Origin of the sequence: Pseudomonas cimarronensis, assembly GCF_049331905.1 — a bacterium.
Taxonomy (GTDB): Bacteria; Pseudomonadota; Gammaproteobacteria; order Pseudomonadales; family Pseudomonadaceae; genus Aquipseudomonas.
This window is the reverse complement of record NZ_CP186283.1, coordinates 2,893,683-2,910,516: the sequence shown is the minus strand read 5'-3', so window position 1 is coordinate 2,910,516 and position 16,834 is coordinate 2,893,683. Positions and strand designations below refer to the sequence as shown.

Here is a 16,834-nt window from a genome sequence, read left to right as displayed (position 1 = left end):
CGGTGTTGCCTGTAGGAGCGGGCCATGCCCGCGATTTGTGGTGGGTTTCAATCGGGCCTGACCCCCCGCGGCCTCGCACCTGGCAGTTAAATCGACCGCTTTGTAAATCTTTCGTTACGCGGTGCATGTGGTTGCAGTCAGCAAACAGGCTGTTTTTCTGGGTGTATTGAAAACTTGCCGAAAGCCTGGGGAGTAAGCTCACAAGGGCGTTCTGGGCTGGCTTGTGAGTGGGCCGTCGCTCGGTTGTTATGAGGTCAATCCGCGCCGTTGCATCGCGCAGCGGTTGATCAAAACAACAACGAGGAGGCGCAATGAACGCCGTGAACAAGATCGAACAGCACAACCCTATTGGTACCGACGGCTTCGAGTTCGTCGAGTACACCGCGCCGACCCCAGAAGGCATCCAGCAGCTGCGTGAGCTGTTCACCGCCATGGGCTTTACCGAAACCGCCAAGCACCGCTCGAAAGAGGTCTGGCTGTTCCAGCAGAACGACATCAACTTCGTGCTCAATGGCAGCCCGACCGGGCATGTGCGTGAATTCGGTCTGAAGCACGGCCCAAGTGCTTGCGCCATGGCCTTCCGTGTGCAGAACGCCGCTCAGGCTGCGGCCTATGTGGAGTCTCAGGGCGCCAAACTGGTCGGTAGCCACGCCAACTTCGGCGAGCTGAATATTCCCTGTGTGGAAGGCATCGGTGGTTCGCTGCTGTACCTGGTCGATCGTTATGGCGACAAGAGCATCTACGACGTCGATTTCGAATACATCGAAGGACGCACGCCGAACGACAACGCGGTTGGCCTGAAAGAACTGGACCACCTGACTCACAACGTCAAACGTGGGCAGATGGATGTGTGGTCGGGGTTCTACGAGCGCATCGCCAACTTCCGCGAAATCCGTTACTTCGATATCGAAGGCAAGCTCACTGGCCTGCTGTCGCGCGCTATGACCGCGCCGTGCGGCAAGATTCGCATCCCGATCAACGAGTCGGCCGACGACAAGTCGCAGATCGAAGAGTTTATCCGCGAGTACCAGGGCGAGGGCATCCAGCATATCGCCCTGAGTACCGAGGACATCTACGCCACCGTGCGCCAGCTGCGCGCTAATGGCGTGGATTTTATGGTCACCCCCGGCACTTATTACGACAAGGTCGACACCCGCGTCGCCGGGCATGGCGAGCCGACTGAGGTACTGCGCGAGCTGAGCATCCTGATCGACGGCGCGCCGGGCGATGACGGCATCCTGCTGCAGATTTTCACCAATACGGTGATTGGCCCGATCTTCTTCGAAATCATCCAGCGCAAGGGCAATCAGGGCTTTGGTGAGGGCAATTTCAAGGCGCTGTTCGAGTCGATTGAAGAAGACCAGATCAAGCGCGGCGTGATCTCCGAGGAGTAATGCCATGAGCCGGCAATGGATCAGTTTCCCTTTGCGTGAAGGCGAGTGTTCGCGTCAGGCGCACTGCGACTTTCCTGAAGGCACCTATGAGCGCGAGATGGGCCGCGAGGGCTTTTTCGGCCCTACGGCGCATCTGCACCACAAGCATCCGCCGACTGGCTGGATCGACTGGCAGGGGCCGCTGCGCCCGCATGCGTTCAACTTCAATGATATTTCCAGCGAGCGTGACTGCCCGCTGGCTGCGCCGCTGACCCTGCATAACAGCGATGTGAAGCTGCGCGTGTGGAAAACCCACGGCGCCATGCGCCATCTGGTGCGCAACGCCGATGGCGATGACCTGCTGTTTATTCACGAGGGAGCAGGGGAGTTTTACTGCGACTTCGGTCACCTGAGCTACCGCGACGGTGATTACCTGCTGATCCCGCGTGGTACCGCCTGGCGCATCGAGGCCCTTGAGCCGACCTTTATGCTGCTGATCGAAAGCACCGACGGCGCCTATCAGCTGCCGGACAAGGGGCTGCTCGGCCCGCAGGCGATCTTCGACCCGGCGGTGCTCGATCATCCGCGCATCGATGACGCCTTCAAGGCCCAGCAGGACGAGAACACCTGGCAGATTCGCATCAAGCGCCGCGGCCAGATCAGCACTGTGACGTACCCGTACAACCCGCTGGATGTGGTCGGCTGGCATGGCGACAACACCGTGGTGCGCCTCAACTGGCGCGATATCCGCCCGCTGATGAGCCACCGCTATCACCTGCCACCCTCGGCGCACACCACCTTCGTCGCCAATGGTTTTGTGATCTGCACCTTTACCCCGCGTCCGGTGGAAAGCGACCCCGGCGCATTGAAGGTGCCGTTCTATCACAACAACGATGACTACGATGAAGTGCTGTTCTACCACCGGGGCAACTTCTTCAGCCGCGACAATATCGAGCAGGGCATGGTCACCCTGCACCCCTGTGGTTTTCCCCACGGCCCACACCCCAAGGCGCTGAAGAAGGCGCAAGTCGACCCGGCGACCTTTATCGATGAGGTGGCGGTGATGATCGATACCCGCCGCGCCCTGGAAGTCGGCGAAGCCGCTGCTGGGGTGGATGTTCCCGAATACGTGAATTCCTGGCGTGCGCCGGGCAAGGACTCCTGATGAAACTCGCATCACTGAATCAAGGCCGCGACGGTGCGCTCGTCGTGGTATCGCGCGACCTCAGCCGCGCCACCAGCGTGCCGACCATCGCCGCCACCCTGCAGGCCGCGCTGGATAACTGGGCGGTGGCCAAGCCCAAGCTGGAGGCGGTGTATCAGCGCCTCAACGATGGGCTGGAAGAGGGCGCGTTTGCCTTCGATCAGGCGGCTTGTCACAGCCCGTTGCCGCGCGCCTATCACTGGGCCGATGGCAGCGCCTACGTCAACCATGTGGAGCTGGTGCGCAAGGCGCGCGGCGCCGAGATTCCGGAAAGCTTCTGGCACGATCCATTGATGTACCAGGGCGGCGCCGACTGCTTTATTCCGCCGCACAGCCCTATCCAGATGGCCGATGAAGCCTGGGGCATCGATCTGGAAGCCGAGATAGCGGTGATCACCGATGACGTGCCGATGGGCGCAACCGCTGCCGAAGCGGCTGAGCATATCCAGCTGCTGATGCTGGTCAACGATGTGTCGCTGCGTAACCTGATTCCCGGCGAGTTGGCCAAGGGTTTTGGCTTTTATCAGAGCAAGCCGTCGTCGAGCTTCTCGCCGGTGGCGATTACCCCGGATGAGCTGGGTGATACCTGGCGCGATGGCAAGGTGCATCGGCCGCTGGTGTCGCACATCAATGGCGCGCTGTTCGGTCAGCCAAACGCTGGCGTGGACATGACCTTCAACTTCCCAACGCTGGTGGCTCACGCCGCCAAGACCCGCCCGCTGGGCAGCGGCACTATTATCGGTTCCGGCACCGTATCGAACTACGACCGCAGCGCAGGCTCGTCCTGCCTGGCCGAGAAACGCATGCTGGAAGTCATCGAAAGTGGCGAGGCAAAAACTCCATTCCTCAAGTTCGGTGACCGCGTGCGTATCGAGATGTTCGACGCCGCTGGCCATAGCCTGTTCGGCGCTATCGACCAGGCGGTGGAGCGCTATGAACACTGAGTTGACGCTCTACGGTTACTGGCGCTCCAGCGCCGCCTACCGGGTGCGCATCGCGCTGAACCTCAAGGGCCTGTCCTACCAGCAAATGCCGGTACACCTGGTCAAGGACGGCGGCCAGCAGCACTCGGCCGAGTATCAGGCGCTAAATCCGCAGGAGCTGCTGCCCTTGCTGGTGGACAACGGCAACGGCGGGGTTCGTATTGCCCAGTCGCTGGCAATTCTCGAATACCTGGATGAGATGTTCCCGACGCCGGCGCTGCTGCCCAGTGATGCGGCGCAACGCGCCCAGGTGCGTGCCTTGGCCCTGCATATCGCCTGCGACCTGCACCCGCTGAACAACCTGCGGGTGCTGCAGTACCTGACCGGTGAGCTGGGCGTTGGCGAAAATGCCAAGGACCTTTGGTATCGCCATTGGCTGCACAAAGGCCTGGCGGCGGTCGAGGCGGGCCTGGCGGTGTTCGATGATCGCCTGTCACTCGGCGAGCGGCCGGGATATCTGGAAGCCTGTCTGGTTCCACAGCTGTATAATGCGCGCCGTTTTAACTGTGACCTTGATGCGTACCCGCGCATCCTCGCCATGGCGGCGCGTTGTGAATCCCTGGAAGCCTTTAAACAGGCTGCGCCGGAGGTGCAACCCGACGTCCAGTGATCCTGCCGGCTTCGCCGCCGTCAGGCACAGGCGAATCCGGTTTTGCAGAGCGAGTCAGGTGGCCAGATCGGCTGCCTTCACACTCTGTGTGCCTTGCCACTCCGCCGCGCCACAAGCGCTGCGGGTTCTATTTCGTCACAGATAAAAACAAACAGGTGACGCATGACCCGTGAAAAACCGAAGAACCTCTGGCTCTCACGCTGGGGCTTTATTCTTGCTGCAACCGGCTCCGCTGTGGGCCTGGGCAATATCTGGAAATTCCCCTACATCACCGGCGAATACGGCGGCGGCGCGTTTGTGCTGATGTACTTGGCCTGCATCCTAGCCATTGGTATTCCGGTGATGATGACCGAGATCGCCATTGGCCGACGCGGCCGTGGCAGCCCCATCGATGCGATCGGTCGGGTGGTCAAGGAAAACAACGGCAACCCGCTGTGGAAGGCGGTCGGCGGCATGGCCATGCTGGCTGGCTTTATGATTCTGTGTTTCTACGTGGTGGTGGCCGGTTGGGCCTTTGCCTATACGGTGAAAATGCTCGACGGTTCGCTCGCTGCCACCAGTGTTGAGGCGCTCGGCGGGGTATTTGAGGCGCATAACGCCAACCCCTGGCAACTCGGCGGCTGGAGCGTGCTGGTGGCGCTGCTGACCCTGTGGATCGTCGCCAAGGGCGTGCAGAAGGGCATCGAGAATGCCGTACGCTGGATGATGCCTGGCCTGGCTTTGATGCTGCTGATTCTGGTGGGCTATGCCTTTACTAGTGGCGGCTTCAGCGCTGGCTTCGATTTCCTGTTTACCTTCGATGCCTCGAAAATCACTGGTGAAGCTCTGCTGGCTGCGTTGGGCCATGCGTTCTTTACCCTGAGTCTGGCCTCCGGGGCGATTCTCACCTACGGCTCCTACCTGCCGGACGGCCAGTCGGTGGCGCGTACCACCTTTGTTGTGGCCATCTGCGATACCTGCGTGGCGCTGCTGGCGGGGCTGGCGATTTTCCCGATCATCTTCGCCAACGGCATGAGCCCGAGCGCCGGGCCGGGGTTGATTTTTATGAGCCTGCCGCTGGCCTTCCAGCAGATGCCGTTCGGTACTGCGTTCGGCGTGCTGTTCTTCGCCATGGTGTCGATTGCCGCGCTGACCTCGGCGATCTCCATGATCGAAGCCACGGTGGCCTACCTCAATGAGAAGTACGCCATCAGCCGCTTCAAGGCCGCAGCCACTTCCGGTGCGGTGCTGCTGGTGATCAGCCTGCTGGCGATGCTCTCGTTCAACCTGCTGGCCGGCTGGACACCGCTGGGCAAGAACTTCTTCGACTGGCTGGATTACCTGACTTCGCGCTGGATGATGCCGCTGGGCGGGATCTTCATGGTGTTGCTGGCCGGCTATGCACTGCGCAGCGAAATCATGCGGGATGAGCTGGGCCTGCCGCCGCTGGGCTATGCCCTGTGGCTGTTTATGGTGCGCTACGTCAGCCCAGTGCTGATCATGGTGGTGTTCCTGCACGCCTTGGGTTGGTTGATGTTTGATCCGATTGCCCAGTGGTACTGGATTGCCGGCGCAATCGGCCTGCTCGCAGTACTCGGTGAAGTGCTGCGACCACGGGTGGTGCCGGTACTCGCCGGGCGGTAAACCTGCGGGCGCAGACATGCCTCAACAAAGGCGCACGGCCATCGGCCGTGCGCTTTTTTTATGGGCGTTAGTGGGGGGCCGGCGTCGCGTCGCGGATATACCGTCAGTACCCTGGCGTGAGAATTTTGGCGGCAATTCGCCATCTGCATTCAGCCATCGGCAAGAACTTGCCGAAATTTCGCGGCTGAAACACTTGGTGACCACCTGCTTACATTTCGGCGATCAATTCCAAGGCCTCTGCAATAGGGGTTGGCGGCCGCTACCGAGGTTTCCCGGTACGTCCCGCACTGGCTGGCGCAGGGGTTGCAACAAGCCCTGACTAAACTGCTGACAGTGTTGTCCGCGGGCCTAGTTGCCCGATATGCCATGCGGCGGCCAGATCGCGCTCGATAATAAGAATGGAGTTTGTCATGTCCTCTTCTGCCGCTCGCCTGTTCACCGACCTCGCGGTCGGCAAAAAGCTCATATGTGGTTTCGGTTTGGTGTTATTGCTGACCCTGGCTGTTACTGGCAGTGGTTTTCTGGCGGTACAGGCCGTTCTGGCCGGGCATGCGCGCAGCACCGCGCTGTCGCAGATCGACGCCCAGGTGTTGCAGGCGCGCCGCGCCGAGCGCGACTTCGCCTTGCGCCAGAACCGTGAGGCGGCCGAGCAGGTGCATGAGCAACTGGATGCGGTTAGCAAGGGTATACAGCAACTGGCTGGCGTAGCCGGAGCCGATCAGGCACGTCTGCAACCCATGCAGCAGGCGATAGCTGATTACCGCCAGCAGTTCGATGCCTACGTCGAGCAGCAAGGCAAGGCCCGCGCCGCCCGCGCACAGATGCGCGAAGCCGCAGGTGAAGCGCGTGATCAGTTTGATGTGATTGAACTGGACATGTATGACGCGGTACGCGAGTTGCGTCTGCAGGGCGACAAGTTGCGCGGCAGCGACCCGCTGACGCTGGCGGAAACCGCTTCGGGTCTGAGTAAACGCATGCTTGACCTGCGAGGCCATGAAAGCCAGTTCATCATCGACGGCTCGAGCGATGCGCTGGAAGAGTGGACCTACATCAGCGATGACCTGCAGACCGTCGCTCGCAGCTTGATGGTCTGGCTGAATGATGAGCAGAAAGCTTCGATTGAGACGGCCTTGCAAGCTCTGACCCTGTATCAGCAGGCTTTCGGCAATTACCGGCAGATGCGTGAACAGAGCCAGCAAAGCGAAGCCAGCATGCTGGTGCAGGCTCGTGCAGTGCTGGAACTGGTGGAACAAGCCAAAGTCGAGGAAGAGCAGGCGATGGCCGCTGACAGCCGTAAAGCTGTGCTGATGCTCGGCGTCATGGGGCTGGCTGCCGTGATTCTTGGCTTGCTTGCGGCGTTGTTGATTTCCCACTCAATTGTCGCGCCGCTGCAGCAGACCGTGCTGTTTGCTCAGCGTATCGCGGCTGGTGACCTGACCCACGACCTGCCGCAGGACCGCCGTGACGAGCCGGGCCAGTTGATGGCCGCCATGCAGCGCATGAGCATCAGCTTGCGCACCTTGGTCGGGCGCATTGGTGGTGGCGTCAGCCAGATTGCCGCCGCTGCCGAACAGCTGTCGGCGATCACCGCGCAAACCAGCGCGGGCGTGCAAAACCAGAAGATGGAGACCGAACAGACCGCCACCGCCATGCATGAAATGGCCGCGACCGTGCAGGAGGTGGCGCAGAACGCCGAGCAGGCGTCCCTGGCCGCCCGCGCCGCCGATCAGGAAGCGCAGCAGGGCAATCAGGTGGTGCAACAGGCGGTGAGCCAGATCAGTCATTTGGCCACCGAGGTGGAAGAATCCGCCGCAGCCATTGCCGCACTGAATCAGGAAAGCGCACGGATTGGCGGCGTGCTGGAGGTGATTCGCAACGTCGCCGAACAGACCAACCTGCTTGCGTTGAACGCTGCCATCGAAGCGGCGCGGGCGGGTGAGCAGGGACGTGGTTTTGCCGTGGTGGCCGATGAAGTGCGTGCCCTGGCCAAGCGCGCGCAGGACTCAACCGAAGAAATCGAAGGGCTGATTGCCAGTCTGCAGCGCCTGGCCAAGGGGGCGGTAGACAAGATGGACAGCAGCCGTAACCTGACCCAGCGTACCGTGACCCTGGCCGGCGAAGCCGGTAGCGCTCTGGGGCGCATCACCCAGGCGGTGAGCACCATTGAGCAGATGAATCAGCAGATTGCCGCTGCCGCCGAAGAGCAGAGCGCAGTGGCGGAGACCATCAGCGAAAGCGTGACGCGGGTGCGTGATATCGGCGAGCAGAGCGCCAGCGCCAGCCAGCAGACGGCGACATCCAGTGCAGAACTGGCGCGCCTGGGGGTGGAATTGCAGGGGCTGGTGGCGCAGTTCCGCAGCTGAGTTGCAACGAACGGCTCAGGTTTGAAATTGCAGCACTGCGTTCTGCATGCTGCGCGCTACGCGGTCGAGGGTTTGCGCGGCAGTCGCCAGTTCGTTGACCGTGCGGCTGTTCTGCTGCGACATCTGCGCAATGTGCTCGACGCGCTGCGCTACTTCAGTGCTGGCGCGGCTCTGCTCGTCGATGGTCTGGGAAATTTCTTCCACCACTTCGGCCGCGCGATGCGCACCGCCACGGATCTCATTGATCGACTCACCGGCCTGACGGGCCAGTGATACACCATCGTTCACCCGGGTAACCCCGGTCTGCATGCTGTTGACCGCCTGCACCGTGCTGTTGCGAATGCGTTCGATCATTCCGGTGATTTCCTGGGTTGATTGCGCCGTGCGCGCAGCCAGGTTGCGCACCTCATCAGCCACCACGGCAAAGCCGCGGCCAGCTTCGCCAGCGCGCGCCGCTTCGATGGCGGCATTCAGGGCCAGCAGATTGGTCTGTTCGGCGATGCTCTTGATCACCTGAATGATCGAATGGATTTCCTCGGACGACTCGCCCAGCGCGGTGATGGTGGCACTGGATTCATTGACTGCCTCGGCGATACGGCTCATGCCGTCGACCACGCCCATGATCACCTGGCCGCCGCTGCTGGCCAGTTCTTCGGAGTGTGAGGAGATTTCCTGGGCATTGCGCGCGTGACCGGCGATCTGGCTGATGTTCTGGATCATCTGCTCCATGGCGCAGGCCATGCTGGTGGCACTCTGCGATTCTTCCTGGGTGCTGTGCACGATGCTCTGCGAGGCGCCGCTGAGGTTGCGCGCAGTCTGTTGCAGGTGTTCGCCTTCGGCGCGGATGCCCTCGATCATCTGCCGCAGGTTGCCCTGCATATCCGCCAGGGCTTTTTGCAGTTGTCCTGCTTCATCGTTGCTGTCGATAGTGATGGTGTTGCGCAGGTTGCCTTGGGCAATGGCACGGGCCACGCCGATGATGGTTTCCAACGGGCGCAGCACAGCCTTCATCAATTGGGTGGTGAGCAGGCAAAGCAGGCAGCAGACCACGAATATCCCGCCAATCAACAGCCAGGCGGCCTGGCTGACTGCGGCTTCGCTGTCACTGCGGGTATTCGCTGAATGAGCCTCGATCAGACCGCTAAGGGCTTCATTCTTCTCTTCCAGCTCGGCAAAGCTGGCATCGAAGGCGGCCATCTGTTGGCGTGCGGCCTGCGGGTCTTTCAGGGCCAGGTTGACGATGCCTTCAGCCTGTTGGATATAGGCAGCCAGGGCTGGCTGCGACTGGCTGATGGCCTGGCGGATATCCGCGCTGAGCGGCAGTTTGGCGTTGTCATTGAGGGTGCGGGTAAACCACTCGCTGTGCTCACGCAGGTCATTGCGTACCTGGGCGGCTGCACTGCTATCGGCTGGGTCGATATAGAAGGCGGCCAGTACATCGGCGCGCAGGGCGTCGTGCATCATGTCGCCTTCCAGGTGGTTGCGCAGGGCACTGACGCTCAGCTGGTTTTCATTCAGCGCGCTGGCCAGGCGCGTTTGCCCCCAGAAGCCGATGCTGCCCAGCAGGGTGGCAGCCAACACACTGATAGCCCCGCAAGCGATCATTTTCTGGCGGATATTCATGGGCAACACTCCAACGAAGCAAGGTTGGAATTCAGCCTAGCTCATGCTGCGCCCGTCTGTGATCGGCCGCCAGACGGCACTATTGCGCGTTGCTGCTGGCCAGCGGCGTTTTGCGCAGTTCGTCGGCCCAGGCCAGCAACGGCACCTGAACCTCCGGCTGCCAGATGCGTGACCACAGCAGTTGCAGGCGCGACAGGTCGCCGCGCTCCACTGGTAGGCGTTCAATCTGCTCAATGGGCTGCCATTGGCCATCACGCCATGTGGCAAAGGCAAAGCGGAACGGGTGGAAACCGGTCATGCCCAGGCGGATATCGGTGACCACCAGTTGCTCGCCGAGTTGGTCGTAGCGCAGCACGCCATTGGTAAACCAGGCCAGCCGCGCATGTGCCGCAGAGTCAGCCAGCGCTGCGGCCAGCTGAGTGCCACGGGGAATGCGCGCCAGTTGCGGCGGGGCGTCGTCAAACCAGCTGACCAGTGCCTCATGGTAATCCTCGCCATCCAGCACGATGACCCGCCAGAGCAGGCTGTTGAAGGGGGTGGGCGTGCTGAAGAGTTGCTGCGCTTGGATGCCTTGCTTGGCCAGTTCGGCTTCTACGCGCTGTTCGGCCATGTATTTGCCGCCGAGGGTAAAGCCCAGGTACAGCGAGGAAACCAGCAATGCCAGGGCCGGCGCCTTGGCCACTTTGTTCTGCTGCCCGTGGTCGCGCAGGCCGTAGAGCAGGCCCAGGGCCACGGCGATGCACAGCGGTACGGTATACAGCGGGTCGATGATAAAGATGCTCGACCAGGCCGTGGGTATCGGCGTCAGCGGCCAGAAAAGCTGGGTGCCGTAGCTGGTGAAACTGTCGAGCAGCGGATGGGTAATCAGCACCAACCACACCGTCAGGAACAGGCGCTGGGCGCTATAGCCAGGGTTATGCCGGAAGCGTCGGGTAAGCCAGGTCAGCAGCAGCGCGAGCCCGGTGAGAACAAACAGCGAATGGCTAAAGCCGCGGTGGTAGGTCATGTCGGCCACCGCATCGCCGTAATCGATGACTACATCCAGGTCAGGCAGGGTGCCGAGCATCGCGCCGTACAACAGCGCCTTACGTCCCTGCCAACGGCCGAGCAGTGCGCCCTGGATACTGGCACCAAGTACCGCCTGGGTTATCGAGTCCATGACTGATCTCTGAATTGAACAGGCGGCTAAATTAGCTGAACACCGCGATTTTGGCTGCGCAATTGTTCAAGTAAAGATTTCAGTGGTGGGTGTGGCTGTCAGGTTGTTGGAATGCGATGGGTAGCGGTTGGGAACGGTTTTCCCGGTACCAGGCAATCAGCGCCGGCAGGGGCATGGGTTTGCCATAGTAATAGCCTTGGGCATAGTCGCTTCCCAGGCGGCGCACTTGTTGGTCATCGGCACTGTCTTCGATTCCTTCGCAGATGACTGTGAAGTTGAAGATGTGGCAGAGCTCGATAATGCTGCGCACTACGCGCTGCAATTGCAGGTCCTGATTGATGCCCTGGATAAAAGATTTATCGATCTTGATCCGCTGCACCTTGAGGCTACTGAGGTAGGAGAGTGACGAATAGCCAGTACCGAAATCATCCAGTGCGATGTCTATGCCCAGTGAGTTGAGCTGTTGCAGGATGTTCTGGCACTCGTTGAAGTTGGCTACAGAGATGGATTCGGTCATTTCCAGCAGGAGCTGGTTGGCCTTGATGGGGGCGTCTGCTAGCCAGCGTGCCATGCTGTCAGGCAGTCGAGCAGTGAATTGCGAGGGTGACACGTTGATTGAAAAATAGAGTTGCTCACGCATCTCGTTGGGCAGCTGATGCAAATCAGACTTCAAGCGCTGGAGCAACCAACGCCCGAACGCCAGACCAAGCTGGTTGTTTTCTGCAAGTTCGACCACTTCAAGGGGCGAGATATAGCCCATGCTGGGGTGATTCCAGCGCAGGAGCACTTCAACACCCATGACATGCTGCTTAAGCCCGAGAATGGGTTGATAGTGCAAAGCCAGCCCCGGGAAGTTCCCTTTGATCGCTCGGCGCAGATCACTGAGCAATTGCCGACTGCGCAGATACCGATTGTTCAGGTCTTCATCAAATACTTTCAATCCGCGCTCATGGCGCAAGCGCAATTCACGAGCGGCGAGGGTGGCGTAGTAGTAGAGCTTCTCAATGCTGTGCGCCAGGTCTCTGTTGAACACCACTCCGATGCGTGCATTGACCTGAAACAGTTGTTTGTCGCTCTGGAAATCGAAGCTGAGTGCTTTGCTCAGGGCCTTGAGCGTCTCGGTAACCAGGTCTGCTGGAAAGCGCTGGTCAAATGTCATAAGAAATTCATCGCCGCCCACGCGCGCAATAAAACTGCCGGCGGGTTTCAGCTGGTTCAAGGTGCGGCCGATTTGCTCCAGTAGGCGGTCACCGGCCTCATGGCTGATGGTCTCGTTGACTGCACGGAAATTGTTCATTTCGATCACCGCTACCGCACTGCAGAGCCCTGCAGCCTTCTCACCTGCTTGCAAGGCCTGCAGGCTTTGGCGATTGGGTAGTTGAGTGAGTGAGTCGTTACGGGCGAGGAAGTTGTTGCGGCGGCTTTCGAAAAAAAGCATCAACAATAATGCGCCACCGCAGAACAGCAATCCCAGCAGTAATGCCTGGGTCAGAAAACGCTTGGCATATACCTCGTCAATGATGCTGGCTGCTTCCGGGCCAGTGAAGTTGCGCACAATGAGTCGGCGAATGGGCTGTTGATAGTGGCTGTATTGCGTAACCAACTCAGCGACTGAATGCCCTGGTTTCAGGTCCTGGGCAAAAATCAGCGCTTCGTCCCGTTTTAACTGATCAAGCAACTGTGTCGCCAATTCCTGTGCATCAAAGCGCTCGCGGATGGCGCGGTTTTCTTCGCCATTCAAAAACACATCGAGGCGGTTCCACAGCAGGTCATAGTCGAGTTGCAACTGTTGCGTCGACAGCGTTCCGGCTTGAAACAGGCGCAGACTCGCGTGAAATTTGAGGTATTCCTGCTCTAACTGCGCCAGCGACCAGGCCGACAGTTGAATGCGGGTGGCGAGTAATTCGGCGCTGCGCTGGTTGTTGATCAGCGATGCGACAATGCCCACCGCAAATCCCAGTGTCACTAATAGCAGGAATAGATAGCGCAGCCGCCGCATCAGTTTTTAGTCGCTGATCTGCAGAGATTTGAGTTGCCATACCATGGCGTGGTGGTGTTCTTCCTTGCGCAACTGCGGGTAGTCGTTCAGTGGGTAGATTATCCAGATTGGACCTTTGTCGCGTATGCGCATCTGTTGCTGGTTGCGCCGGGTAGCCAGAATGACCGGATATTGCAATGCAGTATCGGTTCCGAATTCAGTGCTGTAGTCATTCATGGCTGTTGCTGTCAGGGTCTTACCTGCTGCACCCAGGACTTTAAGCAACTCACTGAGACGTACGCCGGTATAACTGTCGGTTGTGTCGGTCCAGGGGGTTTGGGTTTTGACTTCGGTTTGCGGCAATGAATCCAGGCGCTGCAGATCAAGGTAAGCACTGCCTCCTGGGCAGCAGGCTAACTCGCCGCTGACGGTCAGCAACAGCGGGTTTGCGGGCATGCTTTGCCAATCCTGCTCAGCCAGCAGGGGCGTACTGAGCAGCAATGCAGTGAGGGTCAGGCACAGGCGAGCGGCAGGTGAGTTCATCGCTTGGCTCCATAAGGGGCAAAGTGGATGTAATTGTTCAATAGATCGATGGTGGCACTGTGCCATCTTTTGCGAAAATTGAAAAACCTAATCTGGCCTTGGTGGGGCTTCTATGGCGGTTGCGGGCCACTTAATTTCCGCAGTATCAATCTAGCGTGTCAGAAGGTGATTGTAGATAAGACCATTGACTCTGGTGTCGGCAGGCGTAGCGAGCAGGATTGCCTCCAGGGTCTGTTTGTGGCGCGGTGAGCGAGACCTAAAAGGATTCGATAATTCGCCCCAGTACGGCCATGGCCTGTTCACTCTGCGTATCCCAGGGGTGACCGTAGTTTAGCCGTGCGCAATTACCGAAGCGCCGGGTGGCAGAGAAGATCGGTCCCGGTGCCAGGCTGATGCCCTGAGCCAGGGCCAGTTGGAACAGGCGCAGCGCATCGACCTGTTCAGGGAACTCGAACCAGAGGAAATAACCACCGCTGGGGCGGGTTACCTTGGTGCTGACGGGAAAATGCCGAGCGGCCGAGGCGAGCATCGACGCCTGTTGCGCCTCCAGGGCATGGCGCAACTTGCGTAGGTGACGGTCATAGCCGCCGTGTTGCAAGTAATCGGCCAGGGCGGCTTGTGCCGGTACGGAGGGGGAGATGGTGGTCATCAGCTTGAGCCGGCTGATCTGCTCGGTATAGCGCCCGCCGGCCACCCAACCGACTCGGTAACCGGGCGCCAGGCACTTGGAGAACGAGCCGCAGTGCATCACCAGGCCGTCGCGATCAAAGCTCTTTACCGGTTTCGGCGGCTGGCTGCCGAAATACAGCTCGGCATACACGTCATCCTCGATCAGCGGCACCTGATGGCGCTGCAGCAATTCATACAGTGCGCGCTTCTTGTCATCAGTCATGCTCGCGCCGAGCGGGTTCTGCAGGCTGCTCATAAACCAGCAGGCCTTGATCGGCAGGCTGGCCAGGCGCTGGCTCAATACATCCAGATCGATGCCCTCGCGCGGATTAACCGGGATTTCCACCGCCTTGAGCTTTAACCGCTCCAGCACCTGTAGCGTGGCGTAAAAGGCCGGGGCTTCGATGGCCACCAGATCACCTGGTTGGGTCACTGTTTGTAGGCACAGGTTGAGCGCTTCCATGGCCCCGCTGGTGATCACCAGCTCCTCCACGGTCAGCATCACGCCGCTGACCATATAGCGCAGAGCAATCTGCCTGCGCAGATTGGGGTTGCCTTCAGTCATGTCGGCAATCACCGCCTGCGGCTGCATATCGCGCAGGCTATGCGCCATGGAGCGGGCCAGGCGTGGCAGGGGAAACAGCTGCGGGCTGGGAAAGGCCGAGCCGAATGGCACGGTGCTTGGATCTTTCAATGAAGCGAGCACCGAGAACACCAACTCGCTGACATCCACTTCGGTGGTTTGCGCCGGCTGCTGGCAGGTTTGCGGCTCGGCCAGAGAATGCCGCGCCAGCTCGCGTACGAAGTAGCCGGAGCGCGCGCGGGCCTGGATCAGGCCACGGTCTTCCAGCAGGTAATAGGCCTGGAACACCGTGGAGGGGCTCACCCCATAGGTACGGCTGGCGTGGCGCACCGAGGGCACCTTTTCGCCGGGTGCGAGCATGCCCGTGCGGATCAGTTCGGCAATCTGGTCGGCGAATTTCTCGTAGCGTTTCATCGGGTCCGTCGGTGCGCGCTGCAGATCCGCGCACTCTACGGGGAGTCGCTTGGCCATGCGACTGTCAGCGCCCGCGCGGCGAGAGAAAAACGCTCTGCGTCTGTGCCTGCTCGCTGCTATCGGCCAGGTTATGGATCGCGAAGCGCACGGGCAGGGTGCTGGCCTCGGCCTCTTCACGCTCCAGCACCACGGTCACCGGAACATCGAGGATTTCTCCGGGGTTGAGCTGCAACTGCTGCGGCGCATCCAGGCGCAGGCCGGGGCTGTCGACCAGCGCCAGAGCATAACGCTGCGGCTGCTGGGTCTTGTTGATCACCTTGAGCAGGTAGGTGTTCTCAATCTGCCCCAGTTGGTTCTCGCGGAACATGCTGCGGTCCTTGGCCGAGTCGATGGACAGCATCGAGCGCGCGCTCAAGGCCCAGACAAAGGCGGCGAGCATCAACACCAGGGCAATCCCATAACCGACCAGCCGTGGCCGTAGCCAGTGGGTTTTGCCACCTTGCAGTTCGCGCTCGGAGTGGTAGCCGACCAAGCCTCGGGCATACCCCATTTTGTCCATGACCGAATCGCAGGCGTCGATACAGGCGCCGCAACTGATGCAGTCGATCTGCAGACCGTCACGGATATCGATACCGGTTGGGCACACCTGCACGCACATGTAACAGTCGATGCAATCGCCCAGGCCCTCGGCTTTGTGGTCGCTGTCCTTCTTGCGCGGGCCACGGCCTTCGCCGCGCTTGGCGTCGTAGGCCACCAGCAGGGTGTCGTCATCGAACATGGCACTCTGGAAGCGCGAATACGGGCACATATGCACGCAGACCTTCTCGCGCAGCCAGCCAGCGTTGAGGTAGGTGGCGGCCATAAAGAACAGCAGCCAGACCAGCGTGCCACCGTCCAGTTGCAGGCGCAGCAGGTCGCTGGCCAACGGGCGGATCGGCGTGAAATAACCGACAAAGGTCAGTGCCGTGAGTAGGCTGACGCCCAGCCAGATCGCATGCTTGGCACTGCGCCGCGCCAGCTTGTTCAATGACCAGGGTGCAGCATCGAGCTTGATGCGCTGATTACGCTCGCCCTCGGTGACTTTCTCCGCCCACATAAACACCCAGGTCCACACACTCTGCGGGCAGGTGTAGCCACACCACACCCGCCCAGCCACCACGGTGATGGTGAACAGGCCAAAGGCGGCAATGATCAGCAGCGCCGAGAGCAGGGTGAAATCCTGCGGCCAGAAGGTTGCGCCGAAGATGTAGTAGCGGTGCTCGGCTAGGTTCCATAGCACGGCCTGGCGCCCATCCCAATCCAGCCAGGCGGTGCCAAAGAAAATCAGAAACAGCAGACCCGCACCGTATAGGCGCAGATTGCGAAAGCGGCCGCTAAAACTGCGGGTATGGATCGGCCCACCCGCTTGGGATGGCGTCAGGCGGATTGGCTGGCGCGGGTCGATGGTCTCGATGATTTGCGCGGAAATTCGTTCGCTCATTACGGGCCTCGTCGGGCTTTATCAGGCGAGGCGCATGATGCGAGTGCAGCTGTTTGGATAACAGACTCAGGTTTTGCAATAAAAAGCGGATCAGATGGTTGGGCGCTGATAGGCTATGGGCCGCCGCGTGGCCTGTTACTGCCTGGTTATCACGCTACGTCAGGGCGCTGCCGACGAATTGCGCCGAGCGTGCTGCGATATGTGTCGTAACCCCGTTGTAGAGCGTCAG

12 protein-coding genes and 2 pseudogenes are annotated in these 16,834 nt (G+C 60.3%); 7 read left to right on the top strand and 7 right to left on the bottom strand.

Annotation, left to right across the window (positions count from 1 at the left end):
- Positions 1-311 precede the first annotated feature (311 nt).
- The 7 genes and pseudogenes from hppD to ACOCLD_RS13510 all read left to right on the top strand — a co-directional run bounded on the left by hppD (position 312) and on the right by ACOCLD_RS13510 (position 8,156).
- Entirely contained in the window at positions 312-1,394 is a 1,083-nt protein-coding gene (hppD, locus tag ACOCLD_RS13540) for a 4-hydroxyphenylpyruvate dioxygenase (protein WP_422909536.1), read from the top strand.
- Positions 1,395-1,398: 4 nt separating this feature from the next.
- Positions 1,399-2,538 (top strand): homogentisate 1,2-dioxygenase, encoded by a 1,140-nt coding sequence (locus ACOCLD_RS13535; RefSeq protein ID WP_090386378.1) that lies wholly within the window; start codon positions 1,399-1,401, stop codon positions 2,536-2,538.
- Positions 2,538-3,521 carry a fumarylacetoacetate hydrolase family protein gene (locus ACOCLD_RS13530; protein ID WP_422909535.1) on the top strand — a complete coding sequence of 328 codons (984 nt, stop codon included), beginning with the start codon at positions 2,538-2,540 and terminating at the stop codon, positions 3,519-3,521. Before ACOCLD_RS13535 ends, ACOCLD_RS13530 begins: the two co-directional genes overlap by 1 nt.
- Positions 3,511-4,170, top strand: coding sequence for a maleylacetoacetate isomerase (gene maiA, locus ACOCLD_RS13525; protein WP_422909534.1), 660 nt, complete (start codon positions 3,511-3,513; stop codon positions 4,168-4,170). Before ACOCLD_RS13530 ends, maiA begins: the two co-directional genes overlap by 11 nt.
- 162 nt (positions 4,171-4,332) lie before the next feature.
- Positions 4,333-5,793 carry a sodium-dependent transporter gene (locus tag ACOCLD_RS13520; protein WP_422909533.1) on the top strand — a complete coding sequence of 487 codons (1,461 nt, stop codon included), beginning with the start codon at positions 4,333-4,335 and terminating at the stop codon, positions 5,791-5,793.
- 398 nt (positions 5,794-6,191) lie between these two features.
- A pseudogene (locus ACOCLD_RS13515) lies at positions 6,192-7,298 on the top strand (methyl-accepting chemotaxis protein); the annotation flags it as partial.
- Positions 7,275-8,156, top strand: coding sequence for a methyl-accepting chemotaxis protein (locus ACOCLD_RS13510; protein WP_422911810.1), 882 nt, complete (start codon positions 7,275-7,277; stop codon positions 8,154-8,156). The pseudogene ACOCLD_RS13515 and the gene ACOCLD_RS13510, both read left to right, overlap by 24 nt.
- A 15-nt stretch (positions 8,157-8,171) precedes the next feature.
- On the opposite strand, the gene ACOCLD_RS13505 is transcribed toward ACOCLD_RS13510, so the two are convergent.
- The 7 genes and pseudogenes from ACOCLD_RS13505 to ccoG all read right to left on the bottom strand — a co-directional run bounded on the left by ACOCLD_RS13505 (position 8,172) and on the right by ccoG (position 16,605).
- Positions 8,172-8,885, bottom strand: a complete 714-nt coding sequence (locus ACOCLD_RS13505) for a methyl-accepting chemotaxis protein (RefSeq protein WP_422911809.1) — start codon at positions 8,883-8,885, stop codon at positions 8,172-8,174.
- Positions 8,886-9,026: 141 nt separating this feature from the next.
- Positions 9,027-9,779: pseudogene (locus ACOCLD_RS13500) on the bottom strand (HAMP domain-containing protein); the annotation flags it as partial.
- Positions 9,780-9,858: 79 nt separating this feature from the next.
- Positions 9,859-10,938 (bottom strand): metal-dependent hydrolase, encoded by a 1,080-nt coding sequence (locus ACOCLD_RS13495; RefSeq protein WP_422909532.1) that lies wholly within the window; start codon positions 10,936-10,938, stop codon positions 9,859-9,861.
- 79 nt (positions 10,939-11,017) lie between these two features.
- Positions 11,018-12,886 carry a putative bifunctional diguanylate cyclase/phosphodiesterase gene (locus tag ACOCLD_RS13490; RefSeq protein WP_422909531.1) on the bottom strand — a complete coding sequence of 623 codons (1,869 nt, stop codon included), beginning with the start codon at positions 12,884-12,886 and terminating at the stop codon, positions 11,018-11,020.
- Positions 12,887-12,943: 57 nt separating this feature from the next.
- Complete coding sequence (locus tag ACOCLD_RS13485; RefSeq protein WP_422909530.1) at positions 12,944-13,459, bottom strand: hypothetical protein; 516 nt, start codon at positions 13,457-13,459, stop codon at positions 12,944-12,946.
- Positions 13,460-13,715: 256 nt separating this feature from the next.
- Positions 13,716-15,125: a GntR family transcriptional regulator MpaR gene (gene mapR, locus ACOCLD_RS13480; protein WP_422911808.1), complete on the bottom strand. Its 1,410-nt coding sequence runs from the start codon at positions 15,123-15,125 to the stop codon at positions 13,716-13,718.
- A 64-nt stretch (positions 15,126-15,189) separates the two neighbouring features.
- Complete coding sequence (ccoG, locus tag ACOCLD_RS13475) at positions 15,190-16,605, bottom strand: cytochrome c oxidase accessory protein CcoG (protein ID WP_422909529.1); 1,416 nt, start codon at positions 16,603-16,605, stop codon at positions 15,190-15,192.
- Between the last annotated feature and the right edge of the window lie 229 nt (positions 16,606-16,834).

What these genes read in the sequence shown, in the direction of transcription:
- ACOCLD_RS13510 (WP_422911810.1), top strand. Translation starts at nt 7,275, where the DNA reads ATGGCCGCCATGCAGCGCATGAGCATCAGCTTGCGCACCTTGGTCGGG.
- ACOCLD_RS13485 (WP_422909530.1), bottom strand. Translation starts at nt 13,459, where the DNA reads ATGAACTCACCTGCCGCTCGCCTGTGCCTGACCCTCACTGCATTGCTG.
- ccoG (WP_422909529.1), bottom strand. Translation starts at nt 16,605, where the DNA reads ATGAGCGAACGAATTTCCGCGCAAATCATCGAGACCATCGACCCGCGC.
- ACOCLD_RS13530 (WP_422909535.1), top strand. Translation starts at nt 2,538, where the DNA reads ATGAAACTCGCATCACTGAATCAAGGCCGCGACGGTGCGCTCGTCGTG.
- hppD (WP_422909536.1), top strand. Translation starts at nt 312, where the DNA reads ATGAACGCCGTGAACAAGATCGAACAGCACAACCCTATTGGTACCGAC.
- ACOCLD_RS13505 (WP_422911809.1), bottom strand. Translation starts at nt 8,885, where the DNA reads ATGGAGCAGATGATCCAGAACATCAGCCAGATCGCCGGTCACGCGCGC.
- mapR (WP_422911808.1), bottom strand. Translation starts at nt 15,125, where the DNA reads ATGAAACGCTACGAGAAATTCGCCGACCAGATTGCCGAACTGATCCGC.
- ACOCLD_RS13535 (WP_090386378.1), top strand. Translation starts at nt 1,399, where the DNA reads ATGAGCCGGCAATGGATCAGTTTCCCTTTGCGTGAAGGCGAGTGTTCG.
- ACOCLD_RS13520 (WP_422909533.1), top strand. Translation starts at nt 4,333, where the DNA reads ATGACCCGTGAAAAACCGAAGAACCTCTGGCTCTCACGCTGGGGCTTT.
- maiA (WP_422909534.1), top strand. Translation starts at nt 3,511, where the DNA reads ATGAACACTGAGTTGACGCTCTACGGTTACTGGCGCTCCAGCGCCGCC.
- ACOCLD_RS13495 (WP_422909532.1), bottom strand. Translation starts at nt 10,938, where the DNA reads ATGGACTCGATAACCCAGGCGGTACTTGGTGCCAGTATCCAGGGCGCA.